This window comes from Duncaniella sp. C9 (assembly GCF_004803935.1).
Taxonomy (GTDB): domain Bacteria; phylum Bacteroidota; class Bacteroidia; order Bacteroidales; family Muribaculaceae; genus Duncaniella; species Duncaniella muris.
In genome coordinates, this window is record NZ_CP039547.1 from 2,928,993 (window position 1) to 2,952,679 (window position 23,687).

General features: G+C 52.1%; 29 protein-coding genes. 12 read left to right on the forward strand and 17 right to left on the reverse strand.

The annotated features are described in order from the left end of the window. Positions 1 to 122: 122 nt before the first annotated feature. The 8 genes from E7745_RS12335 to E7745_RS12370 form a co-directional block, all read right to left on the reverse strand. Positions 123 to 725: a hypothetical protein gene (locus E7745_RS12335; RefSeq protein WP_123399272.1), complete on the reverse strand. Its 603-nt coding sequence runs from the start codon at positions 723 to 725 to the stop codon at positions 123 to 125. A 40-nt stretch (positions 726 to 765) separates the two neighbouring features. Continuing rightward, positions 766 to 2,013: a DUF4857 domain-containing protein gene (locus E7745_RS12340; protein ID WP_136408935.1), complete on the reverse strand. Its 1,248-nt coding sequence runs from the start codon at positions 2,011 to 2,013 to the stop codon at positions 766 to 768. Between the two features lie 16 nt (positions 2,014 to 2,029). Continuing rightward, positions 2,030 to 2,701, reverse strand: a complete 672-nt coding sequence (locus E7745_RS12345) for a hypothetical protein (protein WP_136408936.1) — start codon at positions 2,699 to 2,701, stop codon at positions 2,030 to 2,032. A gap of 10 nt (positions 2,702 to 2,711) precedes the next feature. Further along, positions 2,712 to 3,614: an ABC transporter ATP-binding protein gene (locus tag E7745_RS12350; protein ID WP_136408937.1), complete on the reverse strand. Its 903-nt coding sequence runs from the start codon at positions 3,612 to 3,614 to the stop codon at positions 2,712 to 2,714. A 64-nt stretch (positions 3,615 to 3,678) separates the two neighbouring features. Further along, the gene (locus tag E7745_RS12355; RefSeq protein ID WP_136408938.1) at positions 3,679 to 5,217 is read right to left on the reverse strand and encodes a DUF6850 family outer membrane beta-barrel protein; all 1,539 of its coding nucleotides are present in this window, start codon (positions 5,215 to 5,217) and stop codon (positions 3,679 to 3,681) included. A gap of 26 nt (positions 5,218 to 5,243) precedes the next feature. Beyond that, entirely contained in the window at positions 5,244 to 6,488 is a 1,245-nt protein-coding gene (locus tag E7745_RS12360) for a DUF4876 domain-containing protein (protein ID WP_136408939.1), read from the reverse strand. Between the two features lie 34 nt (positions 6,489 to 6,522). Continuing rightward, positions 6,523 to 7,461, reverse strand: coding sequence for a hypothetical protein (locus tag E7745_RS12365; protein ID WP_136408940.1), 939 nt, complete (start codon positions 7,459 to 7,461; stop codon positions 6,523 to 6,525). 857 nt (positions 7,462 to 8,318) lie between these two features. Further along, positions 8,319 to 8,807 (reverse strand): transcriptional regulator, encoded by a 489-nt coding sequence (locus E7745_RS12370; RefSeq protein ID WP_133166555.1) that lies wholly within the window; start codon positions 8,805 to 8,807, stop codon positions 8,319 to 8,321. Positions 8,808 to 8,852: 45 nt separating this feature from the next. Between E7745_RS12370 and E7745_RS12375 the strand changes: the two genes are divergently transcribed. From E7745_RS12375 to E7745_RS12430, 12 genes are all read left to right on the forward strand, one after another. Continuing rightward, the gene (locus tag E7745_RS12375; protein ID WP_136408941.1) at positions 8,853 to 9,266 is read left to right on the forward strand and encodes a hypothetical protein; all 414 of its coding nucleotides are present in this window, start codon (positions 8,853 to 8,855) and stop codon (positions 9,264 to 9,266) included. Between the two features lie 3 nt (positions 9,267 to 9,269). Beyond that, complete coding sequence (locus tag E7745_RS12380) at positions 9,270 to 9,494, forward strand: hypothetical protein (RefSeq protein WP_136408942.1); 225 nt, start codon at positions 9,270 to 9,272, stop codon at positions 9,492 to 9,494. Then, positions 9,494 to 9,889 carry a hypothetical protein gene (locus tag E7745_RS12385; RefSeq protein WP_136408943.1) on the forward strand — a complete coding sequence of 132 codons (396 nt, stop codon included), beginning with the start codon at positions 9,494 to 9,496 and terminating at the stop codon, positions 9,887 to 9,889. Before E7745_RS12380 ends, E7745_RS12385 begins: the two co-directional genes overlap by 1 nt. 509 nt (positions 9,890 to 10,398) lie before the next feature. Next, the gene (locus tag E7745_RS12390) at positions 10,399 to 12,348 is read left to right on the forward strand and encodes a hypothetical protein (protein WP_136408944.1); all 1,950 of its coding nucleotides are present in this window, start codon (positions 10,399 to 10,401) and stop codon (positions 12,346 to 12,348) included. Positions 12,349 to 12,379: 31 nt separating this feature from the next. Next, positions 12,380 to 13,234, forward strand: a complete 855-nt coding sequence (locus tag E7745_RS12395) for an ATP-binding protein (protein ID WP_136408945.1) — start codon at positions 12,380 to 12,382, stop codon at positions 13,232 to 13,234. A gap of 25 nt (positions 13,235 to 13,259) precedes the next feature. Further along, the gene (locus E7745_RS12400) at positions 13,260 to 13,913 is read left to right on the forward strand and encodes an ATP-binding protein (RefSeq protein ID WP_136408946.1); all 654 of its coding nucleotides are present in this window, start codon (positions 13,260 to 13,262) and stop codon (positions 13,911 to 13,913) included. A 12-nt stretch (positions 13,914 to 13,925) separates the two neighbouring features. Next, positions 13,926 to 14,393 (forward strand): hypothetical protein, encoded by a 468-nt coding sequence (locus tag E7745_RS12405; RefSeq protein WP_136408947.1) that lies wholly within the window; start codon positions 13,926 to 13,928, stop codon positions 14,391 to 14,393. 7 nt (positions 14,394 to 14,400) lie between these two features. Beyond that, positions 14,401 to 15,621: a DNA (cytosine-5-)-methyltransferase gene (gene dcm, locus E7745_RS12410; RefSeq protein WP_168182134.1), complete on the forward strand. Its 1,221-nt coding sequence runs from the start codon at positions 14,401 to 14,403 to the stop codon at positions 15,619 to 15,621. A gap of 3 nt (positions 15,622 to 15,624) precedes the next feature. Next, positions 15,625 to 15,894, forward strand: a complete 270-nt coding sequence (locus E7745_RS12415; protein ID WP_136408949.1) for a hypothetical protein — start codon at positions 15,625 to 15,627, stop codon at positions 15,892 to 15,894. 161 nt (positions 15,895 to 16,055) lie between these two features. Beyond that, positions 16,056 to 16,568, forward strand: coding sequence for a host-nuclease inhibitor Gam family protein (locus E7745_RS12420; RefSeq protein ID WP_136408950.1), 513 nt, complete (start codon positions 16,056 to 16,058; stop codon positions 16,566 to 16,568). 4 nt (positions 16,569 to 16,572) lie between these two features. After that, complete coding sequence (locus E7745_RS12425; RefSeq protein ID WP_104403616.1) at positions 16,573 to 16,791, forward strand: hypothetical protein; 219 nt, start codon at positions 16,573 to 16,575, stop codon at positions 16,789 to 16,791. A gap of 88 nt (positions 16,792 to 16,879) precedes the next feature. Next, complete coding sequence (locus E7745_RS12430) at positions 16,880 to 17,128, forward strand: hypothetical protein (RefSeq protein WP_104403615.1); 249 nt, start codon at positions 16,880 to 16,882, stop codon at positions 17,126 to 17,128. Positions 17,129 to 17,172: 44 nt separating this feature from the next. On the opposite strand, the gene E7745_RS12435 is transcribed toward E7745_RS12430, so the two are convergent. The 9 genes from E7745_RS12435 to E7745_RS12475 all read right to left on the reverse strand — a co-directional run bounded on the left by E7745_RS12435 (position 17,173) and on the right by E7745_RS12475 (position 23,681). Then, positions 17,173 to 17,775 carry a hypothetical protein gene (locus tag E7745_RS12435; protein WP_136408951.1) on the reverse strand — a complete coding sequence of 201 codons (603 nt, stop codon included), beginning with the start codon at positions 17,773 to 17,775 and terminating at the stop codon, positions 17,173 to 17,175. 1 nt (position 17,776) lies between these two features. Then, complete coding sequence (locus E7745_RS12440; protein ID WP_104403613.1) at positions 17,777 to 18,247, reverse strand: phage virion morphogenesis protein; 471 nt, start codon at positions 18,245 to 18,247, stop codon at positions 17,777 to 17,779. Between the two features lie 12 nt (positions 18,248 to 18,259). Further along, on the reverse strand, positions 18,260 to 18,472 hold the full coding sequence (locus tag E7745_RS12445; protein ID WP_104403612.1) for a hypothetical protein: 213 nt from the start codon (positions 18,470 to 18,472) through the stop codon (positions 18,260 to 18,262). A gap of 129 nt (positions 18,473 to 18,601) precedes the next feature. Continuing rightward, positions 18,602 to 20,005, reverse strand: coding sequence for a phage minor head protein (locus tag E7745_RS12450; protein WP_240740316.1), 1,404 nt, complete (start codon positions 20,003 to 20,005; stop codon positions 18,602 to 18,604). Between the two features lie 110 nt (positions 20,006 to 20,115). Then, the gene (locus tag E7745_RS12455; protein ID WP_136408952.1) at positions 20,116 to 21,354 is read right to left on the reverse strand and encodes a DUF935 family protein; all 1,239 of its coding nucleotides are present in this window, start codon (positions 21,352 to 21,354) and stop codon (positions 20,116 to 20,118) included. Between the two features lie 4 nt (positions 21,355 to 21,358). After that, a complete protein-coding gene (locus E7745_RS12460) occupies positions 21,359 to 21,997 on the reverse strand; it encodes a hypothetical protein (protein WP_136408953.1) in 639 nt (212 codons plus the stop codon). Continuing rightward, complete coding sequence (locus E7745_RS12465; RefSeq protein ID WP_136408954.1) at positions 21,997 to 22,956, reverse strand: hypothetical protein; 960 nt, start codon at positions 22,954 to 22,956, stop codon at positions 21,997 to 21,999. Before E7745_RS12465 ends, E7745_RS12460 begins: the two co-directional genes overlap by 1 nt. Positions 22,957 to 22,989: 33 nt before the next feature. Further along, positions 22,990 to 23,421, reverse strand: a complete 432-nt coding sequence (locus E7745_RS12470) for a phage protein Gp36 family protein (RefSeq protein WP_136408955.1) — start codon at positions 23,419 to 23,421, stop codon at positions 22,990 to 22,992. An 11-nt stretch (positions 23,422 to 23,432) separates the two neighbouring features. Beyond that, positions 23,433 to 23,681, reverse strand: coding sequence for a hypothetical protein (locus E7745_RS12475; protein WP_239654418.1), 249 nt, complete (start codon positions 23,679 to 23,681; stop codon positions 23,433 to 23,435). Between the last annotated feature and the right edge of the window lie 6 nt (positions 23,682 to 23,687).

Consider the following 23,687-nt stretch of genomic DNA (forward strand, 5'->3'; position numbering starts at 1 on the left):
CAAAGAGGTTGTGCAGGCCGACGATATCCAGTTAACTCATACAGACAAAACTCCCTGCCACAGAATTCTGCAGCAAGGAGTTGATTTTGTCCGGACAGACAATCTGATTTCAAAACCGGTTCTTACTCCGGAAGAATTTCATAAGAAATTGCCTGGAGGCAATAGAATGACAGATAAGGCTTGCCTTCCTTTTCCTGACGGGCTGCGATTTTGGCACGATAGTCAGCGATACGGTCATCAAAGGCAGTCAGATTTTTCTGTCCCTGGGCCGCGCGTTCTGTAGCGCATCCGCTTTCAACTTCAGCCTGAGACTCTTCGCCTGCTTCAGCAGCCGCTTTCTGAGCCTCTTCATACTGACGGATCATATTCTGAATAGCAGCTTCGTCGATGCGCTCCTCACAAACCACACCCTTGACACGGATGGGCTGATGGATTGTAGACTTCGGAAACGGTTCGCCCATAAGAGGAAAGGCCTCGCAGCGGATAAGCACACTGTCAGCCGATCCTACCACGAATGCCTTACGACCGCCGTGACGGCAAAGATGTGAGCACACGCCTTCGATCTCGATTGTGTCACCTACAAGGTTTTCAGCATCGGCAAGAAGCTGATCTACACTGATTGCTCCGGCTGCGTCATCGGTTGAAGCGGAATTAGACGCTCCTCCGCAAGAAACCATTGCAAGGCATAAGACTGCCAGAAGCGTAAAGATTGATGTTTTCTTCATTTTCTTTCTGTTTTTATTTTTGATTAATGATTGATATTTTTCAATTTCTTATAATGATGAACGGAATGAAAGCAAAAATTCCGAATACGAGAGTGACAAGCGATGCTAACGCAGGACGGCATATGGCATCTGCCGTCCGTCTGCGGTAAACTATGAAAATCACAAGCGCAAACATAGCATTCAGAACAAATGCCGCCCAGGAGAAAGATTCAATGCGCGGAGTGGCATAGCAGTCTGACGTCGATGTAAATGACAGAGTGTAAGGGAAGATATAGGATCCGATTTTTGCCACCATGCTCTTCTCGCTTGTCTTGGCATAGCTTGCCAGCAGAGAATAGTCATCGGCATCAAGCGCACTCCAGCGGGTTCCATCCTGGTTCGAGACTCTCACTATGATATTGAATAGGTTTTTGACCACGGAAAACCGGTCTTTCTCAGGATCGACCTTCCCGACGGGCAGCTGACACAGACGATAGCCATCGCGCTCTATGAGATAGAGATTATGGGTTTCATCTGACATCAGTCCGATAGCTTCCTTGTCAATATTTTCCATTATAAACACATGGGCAGCTCTGATCGAGTCAGGTTTGCGCACTTTCGACATATAAGGTCTGCCGGCCTGCATCTTCATATGGAATATATCACCGTTGTCATCGACCATAAGATAGCCTTCGTCATAAGCTTTTCGGCTTGTGATATTGGCCGAGAAACTTTTCACTGGCAAAGTGAACCCGCGGTCATTGAATATTTCGGTAAATCTTTTGCTTCTTGCCTGATTGATCTGATTGGTCTCCATCTCGATGAATTCCACACGACCGTCACGAAATCGGAATACTTCAGTAGGATCTTCAAGATCAATACGCGCCGGCATGGATTCCATTATAAGATAGACATCGGCAAAACGCTTGTTGATGTCGCGAGGCGACGATGTAAAAACCCAGGAGTTATGTTTAAGCAGCGGAATGGAGATCTCAATGCCGTTGATCGAATCAGGCATCTGCTCGCGGGCCACAAGCTGAGTGAAATAGAGCTGGGGCAGAAGCGAATCGCGCTGCTCTTTCGTATAGACCACTCCTTCCTCGCGAACTCCATCGGCATCAAGCGGATAGATCACGGATTCCTTCTCGCCGGTTCTTTCTGACACGATCATCCGGTCGCTTATCGGTGAGTATGCGATAAACGGATCAGAGGCCCCCACCGGAAACAGAAGTGAATAGAGCCAGGGAAGAAACCACGAGAGGACAATGACGCTCAGCGTCACGAGTAATATTGTATATGCTTTTTTCATGATTTTTCAGTGTCGGTTAATCCTGACGGCCCTCCTTAAACCTTATGATCGAGCCGAAAGAAAGAACGGTCAGAAGAACAACTGTTATGATTATAAGGATGAGCATTCCGTTGTAGGCCTCAGGTGCAGGCTGAAGAAAATACATTATCAGCACCGCGATAGCCAGAAGAGAGAGAACTATACGACGCTTCCAGGTGCCTTCGAGACAGACAGCCGTAACAAACAGATAGGCTGTGAAACCGGCAAAATACCAAGGGAGAGTGGTCAGCATCACACGCACTACAAGTTCTGACGGGAGTATTCTGAAATCATAGACCATGATAATCAGTGCCTGCACAAAATAGATTGTCAGCAATTCCGCCAGACCGGTCAGAAGCATCAGCCCAACAAGCCTGCGCTGAGGGTAAGGCAGGTGTAGAGTAAGTTTCAGGCGTTTCTGCGCCATCTCCGGAGCCATCTGCGCTACTCCAACGGCCAGACCTACAAGCAGAGGCACGTATTTGATCATGTCAATGAACGTATTGTCTTTGAGCAGTATTATGAGCCACAGATGCTCTACTCCTTTGAGTTCGATCAGCCGGTTCATCATCGCGACCGTATAAAGGCCTATGCACACAGCCAGCCCAAGAGATATGAAGAAGACCATCCGGGTCTTTACCCATTCTTTGAATATCAGAGCTCTTTCCATTTTTTCAGTATCAATATTTTCCGGTGAGTCCGATGAAGGCGTCTTCGAGCGACATGTCCTGACGGACAAGGCTTCCGGAATCGACTCCGAGAGAGCCAAGGGCCGCTCTGACTTCATCAATCGGTTTGAATGTATAGAATTCGAGTTCATCCTTGATCTTGCCAGGATTGACAAACAGACTGTCAGCCAAGAATTTCTCAACAGACATGTCTGTCTGAAGAGTGTAGCGGCAAAAGTCACGCAGAAGCTCATCGACCGGCATCTGGGTAAGGATCTTGCCATAGTCAAGTATGATGCAGTCATCAATCAGTCGTTCAAGATCCTGGATGATATGTGATGTCATGAATACGGTCTTCTCCTCAGCTTTGGCAAATTCACGCAGATAGTCTGTAAACAATCTGCGGTAGCCGGGATCAAGGCCAAGAGAAAAGTCATCAAGCACAAGCAGATCGGCATTCTGTGCGAGAATCAGACCGAGTGCCACCTGCGAGCGCTGTCCGCATGACATGGATGAAATCTTCTGGCCTAGCGACACATGGAGCTTGTTCATGAGTTCATAATAGGCATCCCTGTTCCATTTCGGATAGAACCGTGAATAGAAACGCTCTATCTGCTCGATTGTCATGAACGCATACTGCACATGGCCTTCGATCAGCAATGCGATCCTTGCACGGGTCGCCGGTGACATTTCTGTGATTTTTTCACCGAATATCCTGCACTCGCCTTTCTGCGGGCGCAGGTAGCCCATAAGTATATTTATTGTGGTGGTCTTTCCTGTGCCGTTTTTACCCAGCAGGCCGAGAATACGACCTTTAGGTACTTCGAAGCTCAGGTCACTGTAGATGATCCGCCCTGTGCCGTAGCGCTGAGTCAGATTTTTTACAGATATCACCGATTCAGAATCATGGTTCATTATCAAGTTTTCTTAAATTACATTTAGAGGCCGTTTTTAATAACATCCTCTTACTTACTATTTGTCAGAATTCAGCTGCGAGTGTGACTGCGGCACCGTGGCGGAGTCCTTCACCTATATAGTCAGTCAGCCGGTATGCCACCCTGAGAGAAACAATGAAATTCATTACAGGCCGCGATATCCCCGCCGAGACATTGAATGCGGTGCGGTCGGCTTTGAGCATCGAATAGTTTGACAGCACACATTGCCCAAGCGGAGTGTCCGGTTCAAGATCTGTCAGAATTTCTTCTTTCGGATCTGCTTTGGCATAGGAGACTCCGGCTGAAAGATTCCAGAGCCAGCTTTTGCCTGAAACGGCTGAAAAATCAGCATCAAACCCTGATATGACATGGCTTGCCCCCAGACGGCGCAACGGATCGGCATAGCTCTCCTTCTCTGATTCATAGGCTATGTCAGGGGTGAGCGTCATGCTTGAGTTTCCTTTCTCAAACCGCACTGGAAAAGAAAGCCCAAAGTGGGAGCTTTCGAATCTATACGGCGAACTGCTGCCTATGCGGTCATAGCTTGATCCGGCTGAAGACCCGAATATATTTTCAGTGCCCTTGCGCCGAAACATATTGCCGTCAATTGTGGGCTGGATCATGATTCCTCCGCCGAACTGAAGACGGTATGAAATGCCAAGATCAATAATATCATTGCCGGTATAGCCGAGGGTCAGATTATTATAGTTGCGCAACTGCTGCTCCATCCGGTAACCGGTATAGCCAATGGTCGCTGCAAAGCCTTGGCCGGAAACAGGCAGCCACTGAAACCCAATATTATAGCCGAACGATGAATAACCGCTGTTTTTGTTGGCATTGCCCATAAAGCGCCGGTAATAAGTGCCCATACCGGTCAGGGTGTAGGTGTTTATTTCATTCAGCGGATTATAAAAATCGAGATCACAGTTCTGATTATAGATATTCACTCCGGCATTCAGCCCGATGACACTGTGATCATTCACCGTATAGCCGCCACCCAGAGCGATGTCAATGTCAGAGACAACGGTCTTGACTCTCGGATCACGGTTACGGTAGGCAATCTCAGCTCTGTACGCAGCGTGAACGCCGACTGTCCATCTGGAAAAACCGCAGGCATAGCCTCCGGAAAATCTATAGCTGCGGGTGCTCAGGTCACCACCGGCTTCATCACCCAGCACATAAGGAGCCACGCGGTTATAGTCTATGCAGTCAGTCCATCTGACCGAACGATAGGTTCCGGTCACAAACGAAGCATTGCCCCAGACCACCCTTTCGGCTCCCAGACGGGTATATGATCCGGCCGAAACTCCTAACAGATCGGATCCATCGCCAAGTTGTTCCATCACCGGCTTGTCCTGACGGTCATACTCTCCGCTTATGGCAAATGACGAAAGCGAAACGCTGTCACGAAACAGCATTGCAGCCGGATTGCTCTCATATCTCTGCATCAGCGCGGCATTTACCGGCTGAGAGAGCCGTTGAAGCTCAGACAGAGACAAAGGCTGCGCCATGACCCCGAATGAAGGGATCATGGCTACAGCTATTATAGCCAGGCTGTATTGAAATCCAGAGACTTCCGACATCGATCTGTTTTTACTTCGTTAATCTGTTATTTCGCTGAAACAATTTCAAAATCCCTGGCAGAATCGTTGGTGTCCATCAGCACGGTATTGCCGGCGGCTGACACTCCGGCCACTTTGCGGACAAACTTCTTACCGAAACGGTTCTTGTCAGTCTTAGCCTCAGAGATAGCGGCATAGCTTGCGTCAACAGATGTGCTCAAAGCTCCCTGTATCCAGCTTTCAACCGGACAGAGGTTAACACCGTCGATGATCCAGTCATATTTGACAAGATAACATTTTGTTCCGGTCATTTCCTTCTGAGTCACACTGCTGATATATTTATATGTTCCGTCATACTCGGCGAGATACTGTTCGGCTGTCATGCCTTCGGGAAAACGAACAAGCGCATAGGAACGGTTGCACTGGTTGCTTGCAATCCAGATTGTCGGCGAGTAGGAATACCATTTGTCAAGGTTGGGAACATCAGGATTGTCGGTATCCTTCACCGAGGCGGAAATCGATTCATCATACCATTCAAAATCAGCATCGGTGTGATTGAGAGCTCCGGGCACCTGGGCTGTCCAGTCAATAGCCTGATCGACGATCTTGATTGACTCGCCGGGGGCAATGGCTACATCCTGACCGCTGCCGGGAATAACATACACGGTCTGCGCTGTGAAATTGGCTTCACGCTGATTGGCTGGGGTAACGATCACATTGGCATCAGTGTTCAGCAGCTTGCTTTCAACAATCGCAATGCCGTCGGCATACTGCACCTCGTCGGTATTGTTATAGATAGTGAAATATGTGTCATAGAGACCATTAGTTCCTGCCGCGTTGAGCGAGCCGGCAAAGTAGATTTCACCGAATACGAGTGTATTGGATGGATTATAGAAGAACCATTTGAGACTTGCTGACTGGGCTGAAGAGCTGATGACCTGCTGAGATGCCACGGCACGAAGTGTGCGTGTCACGCTGGCGCCCTCGTCATTGACGAAACTTACCTCCATCTGTCCGTCGATGTCATAGGTTCCGGCAGGAATCACATCTGAGTCGGTCAGAGGGAGTTCAAATGTATATGAGCGACCGGAATTCAGTTCTTTGTAAGTTATAGTCCCGGATTCTACCGTGTAGGATGACGGAAGTTCTGCGGGATAAGTAGGAGCAATGACAACCGGATAAGTCACCACGGTGTTGTCATCATCTGAACATGAAGCCACACTCAGTCCCATTGCGGCACACAGAGCCACACTCAGAAACAGATTCTTGATCTGAATTTTGTTTGATGTCATGATAATTGGTTATTTTGATGATTTTGATTGATTCCTATATTTTGAGATTGAGCTCCATCCCGAAATATGGAGTGGAGTAACGGCGGATGGTGATTCCGTAGCGTTCATAGTCAGGCGCTATGTACACCAGACGGTTGACGTAGACCGCCAGCCCTACCCGCTTCTGCCAGAATGTCTTTGTGGCTTTGAAATTGACGCTTGTCTCTGCCGGCACATTCTGTCTGACAAATGAACTTTCGGTGAAATTGCGCACCAGCTGTTTCAGGTATGGATCCGACAGACATTCATCGGTATAAGGATGTATGGCACCGTTTACATCCATGTACTGCACCGGAATTCCATCGCGTCGCAAAGTCTTACGCGAGGTCAGCCAAAGATTCTGCACACCGATCGAAAAATTCAGTCCGAGCCGCGGGAGATCGGTGTCAAAAAGTATATTGGTGTTGACGCTGCGGTAGTTGTTGCCGTCAAGGTCATCATAAAGTCCTACATACTGCAGCTCCCGGCCGTTGGCTATGATGCTTGGCTTGTACCACAGCGACTGACTGTTACTGTTGGTGGTGCTGAAGAATGCGCCGGAAATTGTCAGACGTGTGTTGATGACGGGCAGACGGCGCGACTGCAGAGTGTATTCCACACCCTCTTTCAATGTGCGGCTGCCGTTGGTTGTCTTGCTTCTCACTGCAAGGTAGGTCTCGGTCTGATAAGGCAGATCCTCGATCAGCGGAGCGCGTCCGGCGGCGTATGGGTCGAAGCCGGAAGCATCGTAGCGGTTATATGTATAAGTATGAACAAATCCGGAACTGCGGAAACCATCTGTCATATTCTCGCGGAAATATGTCACGGAAAGTCTGTTGCCACGATAACTGATGTCGGCGCGGACTTCCCACTTGAAGTTCCGGGCGGCCCGCAGACGGTAGTTGGTCATGTCCTCTATATAGGTCCTCACATTCATCACCCGATAGTCTTCCACATTGTGGTAATAGTTGAGCTGCTCGAAATCCGAATAGAGTTTTTCAGGATAAAGATATGCTGCTACTATGGGCGGTAAAACGAAACGTGCAATGTTGAGTGAGCGGTCGGAGGTCGGAAGCCGCGATGTTTCAGTGAGTTACGGCGCGATGTCGTGAAATGGCCGAAAAAACGAAAAGTACATTTGCTTGGATTTTGCTTGGATTTTCCGGGCGGTTGTTTGGATAGGAGGTTGGATTGATATTGGATTGTGTGCGGTCGTGCTTGTGGCGCGGCCTTTTTTATTGCGTGTTCGTCTGCATGGAGCGCGTCGGTGGCCTGTGGCGGTCGTTGTTCCGTAGGATGATAGAAAGGCCGTGGCGCGGCTAAATGCGCGGAAATACGGCCATTTATAGGCGTGTGGCGGGCTGTGGCCGTGAATAGATATGCCGCCGCGCATTAAAGGCTATTTGAGCGGCGATTGACTACCGATTAAAGACCATTTGAACGCCATGCGCCGGGATAATTGCCACCGATATTCGTACCCGTCGTTTCAACCGAAAATCATCAAAAATTTGTGTTGCACATAGGCTTGGACATAGTGTTGGACATAGTTTTCAGTACCATTTTAAGATAGGTTCAAACCCCTATACGGCCAAAAATCGGCTAAAAATCGGGCAATTTCACGCGATAACACCCCCTATAATACCACAAAAAGCGGGGTAATTCCAAGCCGATAAAGCACTGTAACCAACTGAAACTGTGCAGAATACAAAGGCTATAAGCCTTAAAAGCCGCGAAAAATAAATAAAAGCGATGAAAAAGCGGCCTGTCAGCGGTCGCGGTGGATGAACTTAAACGGTATCAGAGCGAAGCCAATCACCCTACATGCGCAGTAGAATCTGTGTTTACAAGAGCGGCAAGACGCTCCGCGTGTTTTTTTGTTTCGGCCAATTCAGCCTCTAACCGTCCTATCTCCTTTGCTTGCCTTTCGATTGTCGCCAACAACTCCGAAAAGAATTGCGGTGCTTCTTGCGTAGGCGAGATTTCTTGCTTTTGCTCCTGTGATTCTTGATTTAAGGGTTGATCCAGCGTCATATTCCCTACTCCCAAAATCAACCACGACGGATTGACTTCGGGAAAACACTTGAAAAAGCGAGAGATGTTGTCTTCGCTGATTCCGTTATTTTGCGCTAATACACCTCTCGTTACTCCCGATTTTCGGTAAAAATCGGCGGCAGACATGCCTATTTCAGCGAGATAAAGCAATATTTTTTGCTTTATAGGTGATTTTTCTTGCGAGATTTCTTGCATAGGCGAGATTTCTTGTTTAACTTTGCAGCGAATTAAAATTTTAACAGCCGCCAAAGGTACTAAAATTTGGCGAGATAACAGTAAAGAACCGAAAGGAATATGACAACGGAAGCGAACAACACCACGGAACGGAAGGCTCTAAACCTTGTGCAGCGCATAGTAGCGAACCGCCTTGAAAATGAGAATGGCAAAATACAGGTGAACATGAAAGCTCTTGGAGAGGACTTCACATATCACCTCGGCTGGAAATGCGAGGATATATACAAGCGGCATCTCCTGCGCAACTTCTACCGCGATATGCTGACACAACTCGCGCACCCGGACACAACCGAGGAGAGCGCAAAGGAATATCTGCGCCACACGGTAGAACACCTCGCCGATGATATTCTGCACGGAAGCCCGACACGCCACTCAACCAACGCGATAGGGAATCTCGCACACACTTGGGAATTTGAGACCAAGCAGGAAATGTATAACATCGCTGTGGGACTTCATAGCCAATTTGAAGACTGAGCCATGATTACAACGGAGGAATACATAGAAGCCTTACAGGGGGTCAAACGCCCCTTGATAAAGGCTCACGACGAGATAACGGGAGTGGCCGACTTCATCGAGGCTCGCTTGCAGACCGAAAAGGAGTTTGCCGACAGCCGGGTATATGGCACGGTCTGCCACGCCCTCGGAATCTTGGAGGAACAGATAACAAGTATAGGAAACCAAATCACCAAACTCAAAAAATAATGGAACGTAAAAGAATCATCGTAATCACCCCGGAGGAACGCAAGTATCTGCAGAAGATGATCGGCTGCTCAGGCGTAACCGTGTGGGAAGCGGTAAAATACCGCAAAAGTAATGACATACACAAGCGCATCCGCAAGGCAGCGATAGAGCGCGGCAACCCGCAAATGGTAATCGCGCCGGAATTCGACACAATCTATATCACCAACCGCCGAGACGCTGACGAAAAGATGCACCGCTACATGGTGCAGTCTTTTGAGAACGGAGCGACGTTGGAGGGATGCTTCGACACCGGGCTTGTAGAGGTACGCGACAAGTGCGGCGCGGTCAGAGGCCAGTGGCAGAACCCGAAAGTAACCGAAATAACAGCCATACAGGAGGTGGCGCAGTCGCTTTGAGGTATGGTCAAGTATTACAATCCTCCAAAGGCCATGTGCACTGCCCAAGAGCTCGCATCTCTGCTATCCCCCGTTGACAGACGCAGAATGGCATATCGGTATTTTGTCCATACCGCTGAAAAACAGAAGCAATCAGACGGGCGAACATATATCGAGGCATTGGCGGCTTCTCTCCGGAACGGAAGAAGTGATCTTCAACCCACAATTCTGAACCGTCTTTTAAGCCTTTGGCGACAGATTCAGAAAGAATGGCAGGTATCGCAGGTGCGTAATACTCGCAGTCTTGAAGATGTGCTATGTTTTTTAGAGTCTCGTGGACTAACGGTCGATTCTGAAACAGTGAGTATCGTCCATAATAGATTACGCAAAAGGCAATCTCCCACGGCTTGATGATAGCGGGCTTTTTCATAAAGAGCGATTAAAGAATTAACGACTACAAAATTACAAAAAATATGGAGTATTACGGCGGCTCACTTGGAATAAGCCAAGCGGAACTAACCGACGGCATTATGACTAAATCAAACCTTGACTACTACAAACGGAAAGGTGTGATTAGAACCCTAAGGCGTGGCTGTTACGGTACTACTGCATTATACGATGTCGAGACCTTACCGACGGAACACCGGGCAGAGGTAAAGCGGCGGTATGTAGACCCGGAGGCACAGGCAAAGGCGCGGGCATTCATTGACATAATCGTGATAGATCAGATAGCCGCTTCCTACTACGAGGGAGTGAGCATCGAGGGAGCGAGGGGACTGAGCGACGAGAAACGGATGCTCTACACCAACTCCGCCTCGATACTCAACGCTTGCCATAAAATGCTTATGGATGCAGCCGCCGAACAGAAAAAAGTCGGCAAGAGCCGCCGGGTAAAGATGAGCGAATTTTGGGAAGCTCGCGCCAAAGACCTGCCCCGCGTGGCCGACATCTACCCGCACAGCCTCCCGGAGAACCCGCGAGTGCTGCAACGCAAATATCAAGAATATTTCAGAGGAGGCCAGCCCAATTACGAGGTGTTGATTTCGGGTAAGTTCCGCAACAAGAACGCCGCGAGGGTAGCGACCCCGGAGCAGGTGGCATGGCTCACCAAATTCTTGGAGCATCATACCAACCTCGACGGACAGGAGGTGGCCGACTACTACAATACGGTATGCGAGGCTTTCGGATGGCCGAAAGTGACGCGCCGGACGATGTTGGTATGGCTGCAGAAACTCGGATGGCTTGTGAACGCCGGACGGCACGGAGCAAAGGAATATATGAACCGCTACGGAATGCAGAACAAACGCTTTGCACCGACCGCGCCGATGCTGTTCTGGTCGCTCGACGGATGGACGGTGGAGCTATACTACAAAAAGCGCACCGAGGGGAAGCGCGGCGGTCGTACCACATACTGCAACCGCATGACGGTGGTAGTGGTACTCGATCCTTTCAACAAATACCCGATAGGCTACGCCACAGGCTATCAAGAAAGCCCGGAACTGATAAAGGCCGCGCTTCGCAAAGCCACCAACCACACGGCAGAACTTTTCGGCCAACGTCTGCGGCCTGTTCAGATACAGAGCGACAACTACCAAATCAAGATTATGCTTCCGACCTACGGCATGGCCGAACATGTAACCCCGGCAGAGGTAGGCAACGCAAAGGCCAAGCCGATAGAGCCGTATTTCAGACGGCTCAACCACAAATACGCTAAAAAATGCTCCGGCAACTGGAGCGGCTACGGCATAACCTCACGCAAGGAGAGCCAGCCCAATATGGAATGGCTCAACGCGCACAAGGGGCAGATACCCGACGAGGCCGGGGTAAGGGCGCAGATAGAATGGATCATCGAATCGGAACGCGCCGCCAAGCGCGAGGAATATGTGGCCGGATTCAGCCGCATACCCGCCGACCGACTTCTGCCGATGCCGATTGAAAGCTACCTGCTGAACTTCGGGCAGGAGACAGGCTACAAGAACACACTGGAGGGCAGCGGCCTCAACGTCCGGCTTCTCGGAGAGCGCAGGACATACGACAGCTTCGACCTCGAATTCAGAAAATACGCACACCTGCGGTGGAGCATCAAATATGACCCCGACAATATGCAAGAGGTCTTGGCCGTGAGCGACGAGGGAGACATCCGCATACTGCTAAAAGAAAAGCACCTGCAGCCGATGGCACTTGCCGACCGCCGTCCCGGAGACGCGGAGGAACTGCAAAAGGTAAAGGACTTCAACGACGAATTGAAACGCACCGTGATAGAATACGACAGGCAAGCCACCGAGATAGCGCGTGAGAGCCTGTTGCGCCACCCCGACCTCGGCAACCCCTACATAACAGGCATACTCACCGACAGCCGGGGACAGAACAAAGACCGCAAGAGCCAATACCGCCTCGAATACACAGACGTAACCGAGGAGACCGCATACGAGGAAAGCGCGGGCGCGGGCATAGCCGAATCGACACGCGACCTCTATTGATTAACGGATAATCATAAAACTAATATAGGAAATGAAACAGACAGAAAAAGAAGCCATAGCCGCCAAACTGCGGACGTATGTAGACAGCAAGGAGAGCCAAAACGCTGCCGCCAAATCCCTGCGTGGCGTGAGCGCGGCCACCGTGAGCCAGATACTCAACGGCAACTGGGATCTAATCTCCGACGACATGTGGCGCACGGTAGGCAACCAAATCGGCTATGACCCGCGCAACTGGGTCGTGATAGAGACCGAGGGTTACAGGCGCATGACGCAGGTATTGACCGACGCGCAGCGGCACTCGCTCGTGATGGCCGTAACAGGCGACGCGGGCTGCGGCAAAAGTCAGGCGATAAAGGTATATGCCGGAGGCAACAGGAACGTGATCGCGCTGAGCTGCTCCGAATATTGGAACCGCAAGGAGTTCCTCGGAGAGCTGCTGCAGAGCCTCGGCACAGAACCCGGCGGCTCGACGGTGGCCGACATGATGCGCGAGGCCATACGGCAGCTCAAACGCCGCGAGGGGGTTCTGATAGTGTTGGACGAGGCCGACAAACTCTCCGACCAAGTGCTGCACTTCTTCATCACCATATACAACAAACTGGAAGATACCGTGGGAATCGTCCTCTGCGCCACGCAATACCTCAAAAAGCGGATAGAGCGCGGAGTGGTGAACAACCGCAAAGGCTACAAGGAGATATACTCACGTATAGGCCGCAAATTCATACCGATGCCTGTTGTGAACCGGGGCGACATAAAGGCCGTATGCACCGCCAACGGCCTTGAAGACCGCCGGGAGATAGAACGTATCATTGACGATGCCGACAATGACCTGCGGCGCGTAAAACGCCTTGTGTGCGCCCTCAAACTGAAATCAGCCGAGGGTTAAACCACGGTCAAACGCTGATTGAACAATGGCAAAGGCATTAAGCAACCGCAACGTGTGCGACGCGAATTTCAATGTCGCCGACTTCACCGGGGAGTGGCTCGCCACATTCGGAAAGCCGGAGCTGCGCGGCGCATGGATCATCTTCGGGGAGAGCGGCAGCGGCAAGACCCACTTCGCGCTCTCGCTTCTTGCCTATCTGACCCGGTTTGTGGATAAAGCCGCCTACGACACCATAGAGCAAGGGCTGTCGCTCTCATTCAAGAACTCATGGATAGACGCGAACATGGCCGATGTCGGCAACAAGGTAGTGGTCTACTCAAAGGAGCAGATACCCGCTCTGCGCGAGAGGCTGCGCAAGCGCAAAAGCCCGCAGGTGGTGGTGATAGATTCCATAACCGCGCTCGTGGGATTCACGCGCAGCACCTTTGCCTCGCTTATGGACGAATTCCCCGACAAACTTTTCATCTTCATCGCCCACGAGGAAAACGGCAAGCCCTATCCGGCGGTGGCGCGGCACGTCCGCAAACTGGCCGAGGTGAAGATCCGCGTGGAGGGTTTCAAGGCATACCCCACGACCCGCTTTGCCACCGCGGAGGGAGGCGGCGAGGAGTTTGTGATATGGCCGGAGGGTGCGGCCAAATACTACGCTCAAATAATAGACAAGGAGACCAACCAATAAAAACGAGATATTATGGCAACAGTTACGGCACAACAGCAGAAGTGGCTGCTTAAAAAATTCCACACGCTCTGCGCCCGGCTCAACATGGACGCGGACATGAAACTGGCTCTTATATCCGGCTACGGCGTGGAGAGCAGCAAGGATCTTACAAACGCGGAACTCTTGGAACTCTGCGACCACCTCAACGAGATACTGAACCCGGAGGATGCTAAAACAGACAAGATGCGCAAGCGCGTGATAGCGGCCATCGGAGGTTGGCTGCGCATGATCGGCAAAGGCGACGAGGGGATAAACTACATAAAAGGCGTGGCGTGTCAAGCGGCAAAGACCGACAATTTCAACAAAATCTCTCTTGAACGGCTCACCACCATCTACAACATGTTCCTGCGCAAACAGAAAGATGCAAAGAGTGTGAACGAGGTGGTCGGAAAGATAGCATACACGGCACGGTTCGGTGCGGACAACAATCTTCTGAACTGATATGGGTATGACAGTATTAAGTCTATTTGACGGAATGAGCTGCGGGCAGATAGCCCTGCGGGAACTCGGAATCTCGGTGGACGCATACTATGCCTCCGAGATAGACAAGTTCTGCATCGCGCAGACGCGGCTCAACTTCCCCGGCACAATCCAGTTGGGAGACGTGCGCGGTGTGGATCTCCGCTCGCTCCCGAAAATAGACTTGATACTTGCCAGATCACCCTGTCAAGGTTTCAGCATGGCGGGCAAGCAACTGAATTTCGACGACCCGCGCTCCGCTCTGTTCTTTGAATTTCACCGCATACTGCGCCAAGCCGCTCCCACGACAAAATTTCTGCTTGAAAACGTGAGAATGAAGCGGACAAGTGAGGATATTATAACAAGACACCTCGGCGGTCTCCGTCCTGTAGTCATAAACTCCGCGCTTGTATCGGCGCAGAACCGCGTGAGGTTGTATTGGAGCAACATACGCACCGCTCCTGTAAATCTCTTTGAGAGTTACACCGACATACCACAACCCGCCGACCGTGGCCTGTATCTCGCCGACATATTGGAGGACGAGGTGGACGAAAAATACCATATCACGGATAAAGTGCTGCGCAACCTCATAGCCCACAAGGAACGCAACGAGAGAAACGGCAGGGGGTTCGGCCTTACCATCAAGACACCCGCCGACAAAAGCATTGCCGTGAGGGTCGGCGGAAAAGAGATGTATGACATTGTGAAAATAGACCGACGCGGATATGTCAAACGCGACCAATTGAAAGCCTCCTGCCTCACAGTCGGAGGGCATGGGTGCGGCAATCATTCCGACATGGATATAATCCTACAACGGCCACGTGGCGATAAAGGCTGCACGGTCTACACCGAAAAATCCCCCACCTTGACCGCGAATGCCTGGGAACAGAACAATATAGTCTGCCGTCGCATGGTAAGGCAGGTAAATCCCTCTACGGAGAGCGGCGGCAAGCAGCCGTATCAGCAGAACCGGGTCTACTCAGCAGACGGAATCTCTCCGGCACTATGTTCATCACGTCCCGGCCACGCGCCGATAGTGATACTGCCCGGCGACATACTGCGCCGCATGACCCCCACAGAGTGCGCAAGGTTGCAGACAATCCCCGAATGGTACATGTGGGAATGCTCTGCGACGCAACAGTACAAAATGTTGGGCAACGGTTGGACGGTCGAGGTAATAAAGCACATTCTATCATACCTAAAAATATAAAAGATGATGACAGTTATTGAAAAACAATACATGGACGCGGTGATAGCGATGAACCGCAAAATGGCAGATCAGAACAAAGTAGACTGGGAACGCTACCGCATGGACGCAGCCCAAAATGTGGCAACCTACTGCATGGGGCAGTATCTTACCAACCGGGAAAGCGACAGACCTACCTATGCGGAAGTTGCGGAAGTCGCTGTAAAAATGGCTAACGCTCTCGTGACAGAGCTGCAAAACAATCCTCTAAACACGAAAAACGACGGAAATGGATAAAGAGCGATTCGAAGCAGTATGCAATGCTTACAAAGCAATGTATTTCAGCGCAAAAAACGATAAAGAGCGCAAGGATAGAATCAACTCGTTCCGCGCCGGACAAATCAAAATATCAAAGAGATAATCACCCATCATTTAATCACCATTAAAACAACAGACAAATGGCAAAAAGAGAAAAGAAAACAATCATCAGCGGCGTAAGTCGCGAGGCGATGGAGGACGCTTTCAGAGCATACGCCGACGCCGACGCAAAGCAGCGATCACTCACCGCCGAAATGGACGGCAAACTCGTGGAAATCCGCGAGGACTACGCCGACCGACTGGCCGAACTCGACGCGGAGAAAAAGGCCGCATTCGAGAAAATGCAGGTGTTCGCGGTAGAGAACCGCGAGGAACTGTTCACCAAGCGCAAGAGCATGGAGACCACGCACGGCATCCTCGGCTTCCGCACAGGCAATCCCAAGCTGAAAGCCCGCAAGGGCATGACGTGGGCAGGGATTCTCGAACTGCTCAAAATCAAAGGCAAGAACTACGTGCGCATGGTCGAGGAGGTGGCAAAGGACAAACTCCTTGCCGAGCGCGACCTTGACGAGTGCAAGGTAGTGATGGAAGCCTGCTGCATCGACGTGGTGCAGGACGAGACATTCTTTGTAGAACCCAAATCGGAGGGATAGCCTTATGGGAAAGCGCACGGAGTTTGCCCGCGACACCATAGAGGTGTGCCGCAACTGCAAGGCCGAGGGTATGGCGATAGTCGAGGAATTCGACAAAGCCGGAAACCACACAGGCAGACATAAAGAAATCTGCCCGGTATGCGGCGGTTCGGGATTAGTGAGTAAACATATCGAGGGGTTCGTAACGGTCGAGCCTTACGACAAAAAGAAAGCAAGGCCATGAAAAGAAGCGCGCCCGCCGCAAGGATAAATCGCTTGACAACGGGCAACACCGTGGAACGTGTTGCAAAGATAGCGGTTAAATTCTTAACATGGCGACAAAACCTCACAAAAATACACTCCTGCGCATACAGCACGTCTGCGACATCACCCGCGAGCATTACGAGGAGGGCAACCTTGCGAAATGCTACAAACAGGTGTGGAGGCATTTTGTGTACCCTGTCTATCCGATGTGTTACCACACGTTCCTCAGCTATCTTCGGCGTGGGCTGGAGGGATTCTCCGACAAGCCCCGCGACACACAGCCCTCCCTGTTCGACGACATAGACATGGGGGAATGAAAGCGACACCGCCCGCAGAACCGAAACTGCGGGCGGTGTTGTGTCTATACCATCTCCTCGGAGAAAGCGTCGGCGAAGATGTCGCCTGTGTCAAGGGTAACATTGCGCGGTGTGAGAATGTAGCCGTCATCGACGGAGGCCGAACAGTCTATGCAGTGGGTTCGCCACTCCTCCAAATCCTCGCATATCTGCTCATGGTTATGGTCGGTGTCCGAGCCGGAATATTGGAACTGCGAGAAACTGCGTCCCTGTTCATCCGCGCCACCCGAAAAGCCGTTCAAGGCGAGTTTGACGGCGCGGATCAGCCGGAAGCGGCACAGAGCCTCGTCGCGGTAAGGCGTGTCGGTCTGCGCGAGCGTGGCCGTTACGAAATGCAGCCTCACAGTCATATCGCCATGCACCGCACCGCGAGAGAGCGGCGACCACAGCACCGGGAGAAACTCCACGAAGATTCCCGGCGGGTTGAACGGACGCATCTGCGTGAGACGTGCCGTATTCTCGTTCCACAGGCCGACATGGTTAATGGCCGGAACTCCCGGTAATTTTGCGTCAGGGTCGCGTTTAGGTCGGCAGTAGATATATTTGTCATCCACGAGACGGACACGCGACAGACGCGCCTCTAAATCGGTAAAAATGCGTAATCTCATATCAATGTCGGTTAAAGTCATCGGCAAGGCGTTGCGAGAACTCCTGCAGCCGTTTGAAAACAATGTCGCCGAGGGCTTGCTGCACCTTTTCGTGGTCGCCTATGAACTGGCGTTGCGGCATATTCATCTGCCGGGAATGTGAGCGCACGGTGTATGTGTTCCCGGTCTTCTTAGACGTGCGCGAGTGGGAGCGGACGGTAACGGCGAAATTGCCGCCCTCGTTGTGCAGGGCTGTATATGGTCGGTCGGAGGTGAAGACCACGGCCATTCCCCGGATCATCGAACGGATGGAGCGTCGCATCGCCCCGGTAACGATAAGGATAGAGCCGCGTCCGCGTTTGTTTGTCTTGCTCGCCTTTGTCGCCACCCACTTCTCGCCGAAGAAACCCTGCTGCCGGAAATTGTCCTTGAACAGCTCCGTGAGCTTCACGCGGGCATCGCTCAGAATATCGTCGTAAATGTTGCGTGGCATGGCGGCGCGGATCTAATCGGCGAGATTCAGAAACAGCAGGGAGATAAGGCCGAGTTTGACCTGCATACGGTCGGACTTGTCCTCTATCTTCTGAAAATCTATCTTTGAGGGAGCGGCCTTGACCTGCTCCCATCTTTCCGGGGTCAATTCCTCGCCGAGACACATAAGGGCTGCGGCGACATCGGTCTGCGAGAACTCGGCTGTAACTGTTATTTTTTCGTCCATTTTGTTGAAAGTGTTGGGGTTTATTTTGTTGTATGAAAAAGAATGTCTATCTTTGCAATCCCATAGGAGGCCGCTGTGGGTTCTTTCGAGGAGGCGGCAACCTGCCCGCGCTGCGGGCTTTTTTTATGCCTATACATCATGTAGGCGAATATCTGCCGAGCCGTCCTCCTTTCGCACCACACAGACAATATGCTTTACCTGTAAATGTCGTGTCTGCCGTTTAAGCCATTTAACGCCGTTGGTAATTTTGCTTGGATGGTACATACTGCCGTCGTGGAAATAGAGGCACACGGTATCGGCGGCAATACGGACATCAGAGCGGGCATTATATCTCGCAAGCTGCTTGTTCTTATCCCGGAGCGCAGAGCCATAATGCCTTTTTTTCGATGTTATAGAGCGAATATCCATCATCACGCCGTCGAGCTGCATATCAAGAGCCGGGAGCGTCCGACCCTTTTTCTTCTTGCTCTCGTCGCAGAGGATAGCCGAATGGCCGCTTTGGAACAGAAGCCGCTGCACCTCATTTTCAAGATCCGCGCCTGTCATGCCCCACCGCAGAACCTGTGCATTATTGGATGTGGTATTGTGTCCCACATGGGCGGCGGTCATGCCGCCGGACACCGGGTCATACTCCACACCCCGATACTTGCTGTCCTTTGAAAGACGGTCATAGAGCCGCTTTGCCTCGACCCTGCGCTGCTGCTCGTGAACGACACGGCAGACCCGGCACTGTTCACGCTTGGGGTCGTAAGCAAGATTGAGGCGACCGTCGCAAGAGCCGCACCCCTTGGGGAGATATGGATGTTTCTTGGGGAACAGTGTCATCTCGCGTCCGGCATTGTAACGGAACATCCGGGCTTTCGGCTCATCGGTGCAAGCGTCCCCGGCGGCTTTGGCCGTCTCCGGGTCGGACATCGGGTAATCATCGCGCAGCACCTGATCCACGTCGCAGCGGCAATTCCAACCATTCGGCGGCAGATAGTCGCGCCAAAACGGGTCAGACGGCGGGAGCGTGATATTGTCGAGCGCGGCGTGTTCCGAGCGCACCCTTTCATCCCCTGCGGTACGGTATTGCAGGTTGTAGCGGTCGCCGTCGGCCACGAAATCGTGCCATTTAACGGCCATCTGCGAGGTGTGGACGGCATGGTTATACTCGGCATAGAGATAGTTGGTGTTATACCGGGCATCAATGGCCTCCACGTCCTTGCGGAACGTGTCGAAAGGCTTCACATGGCCGTCCGCATCGGTGAGCGCAAGGCCGACCTCCGAGAGTGAATGGTAGGTCTTGAAGCCGGAGAATATGAAAGCGTTGTTTTGGAGCGCGGCGGTCAGTTCCGGCGGGGTCTCGGTATTGATGGCCGTATCGACGGCGCGGTTAAGCGCGTTGTACGTCTCCTCGACGAGCGGTCGCACGGCGGGGTCGGCAAGCATATCCGGGGAGAAGCCGCCACGAGCGAAGACCTCGCGCACGGCGCGGTCGAACACATCACGGTTGAACTCCACACGTCCGACACCTCCGGCGAGGGCAAGCACCTGCGGCTCGTAAAGGGTGGTTAACGCTTGATTAAACAGGCGGTAATGGTCGGCTTTTTCTTTTTGTCTGTCTCGGGGCTTGGCCTCCTGTTTTTCGGAATCCTCACCCCCTACTCGAAAAAAGAGCCGGAAGACTGTTTTACGCCGAGAATCGGGATTTTGTATTTTTCAGTGAAATACTGCGGGTCGATGTCGAAGAACTGCAAGAGCATACGTTCCAGTTCGCGCTGCTCCGCCGGTGAGTATGTGGCCGCATCGTCCCACTTGAACGTAAGCCCGGCAAGAGGGAAACCGAGGCGGATCATCTTCGGAATAAGGTCGTCATTGATAACGTATGCAATCAGTTTGGCATCTGCGGCACATAGGTTTTCAAACACTTCAAGATGCGTCTCGGACTGCGATTTTGAGGAACCGTCATCAACGGTCATGGTCTGGCCGACCACGCCTTTTGACATCTCGGAGTTGGCGCGGTCAATGCGCTTGTCATAGACATTGTAAGCGTCGCCACGCGAAGATTCCTTTATGTCTATTGTCGTACCCTCCGGGAACAACGCCCATCCCGCCGCGCCCATCTCCTCGAGCATCACCTCAATCTGCTTGCGGTCGGCGGGGTTCTGCGAGGTGGTAGTTCCCACACGCATAGGCATACCGAAAATCTCGCCGAACACGTCCCAATAGGAGGTCATGTTCTTTTTGGATAACGCGTGGGGAGCGCATTTCAGCAACAGACCGAGGTTGCGGCTCTCGCCGACCTCCACGCACCAGTCGGCCAACGCACCCTCACGGTACGGAATGCCCTGCTGCGGGGAATCGGAGCGGTCGCGGAGCAGCACACCATACTCCGGGCATACGTGGTCTCGCGGCACCAGTTCCACGTCGGAGAACTTCATCACGCCGTTAGCGTCGGTAATCACGTCGCCCAACTGGATAAGGGAATGCCCCCACGCGATAGATTCAAGAGCATTGAGCAGGAAATGGTAGAACCACTTGCTCTCAAAGATTTTCGCCGCGTCCTCGTTCTCGTTGCCCGCATCGTCCGTAAGTACAAAGGCTTTGAGCAGCGTCTTGTGGTAGCGTTGAGTGAAGCAGCCTGTGAGGTGCATATCAATAAGCGCGTCGGTATAGATGGAATACAACGCTCCGCGCTTGGGGTTCTCTATGTTTAGAGCCATAGCCCACGCCCGCCGCCACCGGGCAACGTCCTGTTTGGTGAGGCTCTGCGTCTGTTGGTTGAGCATCATCACGAGGCTTTTTCGCTTCTTCATGCTGCCGCCGCGCTCGTTGTTGCGGCGAGCGGCGAGGCGTATTGATTCGAGCGACCTCTGCGAGGCGTATCTGTTTTTTGCCATTTTATCAGTGTTTAATCTTGTCGTCAATCATGTTTGAATAATCCTCGGAAGTGAGGCCGGAGAGCGCGGTGGAAATATTGGCCTTGTAGGTCGCTCCGCCGTCCTGTGGAGCGACAGCCGAGGATTTGAGCGCGTTAATGATAGCGTCGATTCTCGCCTTGCAGATGTTAAGCTGCTTCTGCAGTTCGGTGGCGTTTGCCGTTGTCTCGCTGCCGCCGTTCCATACCGACACGCCTTTCTTCATTTCAAGGGTCGTTCCGTCTATGTCTATTTTGAGGTTGTCGGCGGTGAGCGTGGCCGAGCCTTTCCGGGTTTTCAACACCACGGAATTGTCCTCGACGGTAGCCTCGGTGTCGCCGATGGTGATAACAGACTTTGTTATTTCCATCGCAAGCACCACTACGGCCACGGCGGGATTGAGGAAACCCACCACGACTTCAGAACCGACTGCCGGGAACGACACGAGGCCGACCGTCTGATTCTGATCCGCCTGTAAATTCACGGCGAGGAGCGGCGCACCCTCGTTAATGGGAGTGCAGTCGATAGTCCGGGCATCTTCGTCCACCGCGTCCACGGTGCAGACGGTGAGATACATTTCAGAGCCGGACAGGGCAAGCTGTCTTATCGCGTTTCTAATATCCATCACTCTGCCGCCCTCGCGCCGAGGGTAATGTCCTGCCGGAAGCCGGAGCTGCCGTATGTTATGGTATTCTTATGGACTTGGTACTTGCCCTTGCGCTCACCGTCGATCTTAATGCCTATCACGTCGAGGACATCAAGCAGCACATGACCGAAAGTCTGAAAAGACCCGGTAAGGCCGTCGCGTTTGAGACGCTCCAACTCCTGCTCACCCCACGCCTTTGCCTCGGCCTCGGTCTTACCGTAACAGTGCAGGGTGCGTTTTTCTCCGTCCGGATCGCCAATCTCCACCTTGATTTTCTTTTTGTTGTCGGGTTGTAGGCTAACCACTCTCAGCTTAATTTTCACGTCCTCGGCTCTCTGCTCGTCAAGGCTGCTGTCCGAAATGATGTTTACCCCTGTGGCGAATACCTGCCGCATCTCGTTGCCGTGGTCGAAAAGCACACCGCAATAAAGGACAGGCTTGCCGTCTTCAAGACGGAAGAAAGTGCGGATGTTGTTCTCTTTGAGGTGAGCGAGCAACTCGGCCACGTTCTCAAAATTCACGCGGTACTGCCCGATGTTCTGCTCGCCGAGAACCTTTATGTCGTATGGCAAGCCCTGTTCTTTGAGCAGCGTATGAATATCTACGTTCTTGTAGGACTTCTTCACGCAGGGGGTCTGTTTGAGCATAAACATCTCGTCCTCGCAGAAAATCTCAATCGGGGCTTTGAAACCCTTGCGCAGCACATATCCTGTAAAGGCGAGTTGGAGGTTGTCATCATAGCCAAGCCACACGGAGATTTTGTCGCCGCGCTTTATGGGGTTTGAGGTCTCGCCTTTCCATTTTACCTTTCGGGGGAGAATGAGCTTGCAGGTGATGGTGAGAGCCTCGCTGTCGCGCACGATCTCGCAAGCCGTGATTTTCTCAAAGACCCACGTCTTATCACCCTTAATCTCTATTTTCGCACAGAGTTTTAACATCGTTCAAATGCTGATTAAACAGTGGTTTACAAATCACCAGTCATAGCCGTTCTTCTTCATGCTGCCGTAACGCATCGGATTACCTCCGAGGCCGCTGTCCGGGTCGCCGCCGTCGGGATATTCGGGGAACTCCGGCGTAAAATTGCCTTTCTGAATATCCTTTAAGCGGGATATGGCATTGTCGTAAAGCGTCTGTCGCATCTCGCTTCCCAACATGCCGGGCAACCATTGGCCGAGCCACCACAGCGCGATTGATACAGTGAGCTGCACGAGCAGGGGGTTACGCTGAATGTCGGTCTTTGAATAGGCCGCGTCTATGTCATATCTGGTGCGGACATATCCGGCGACTTCCTCCATAGCCGTGCGCTCGGCCTGTCGGCGTATATCCTCGGAGGACTGGCAGATAATTTCAAGGTCGGACGGGCAGGTAACTACCCGGTAATCGTCGTTGGTAAGAAAAGACATCGGAGCAGGGATTAGACGGTTCTGTAAATCGCGATGGCCTCTATGTCTGCGGCGGTAACTCCTTTGCGGTAGACACCCTCGCGCACAAGCCGCTTGATATGCTGCTTGCTCACGACCACAGGGCGACCGTTAAGGTTAATGACAAGATGCTTCTGCCCGGAGACGGCGCGTCGGCGGTCGGCCTCGCGTCGGCAATGGCGCAGACGGCAGTCGAAAACGACCGCACGGAAGTAGGTTCTGATGTTGCGGAATAATTTCATATAGGA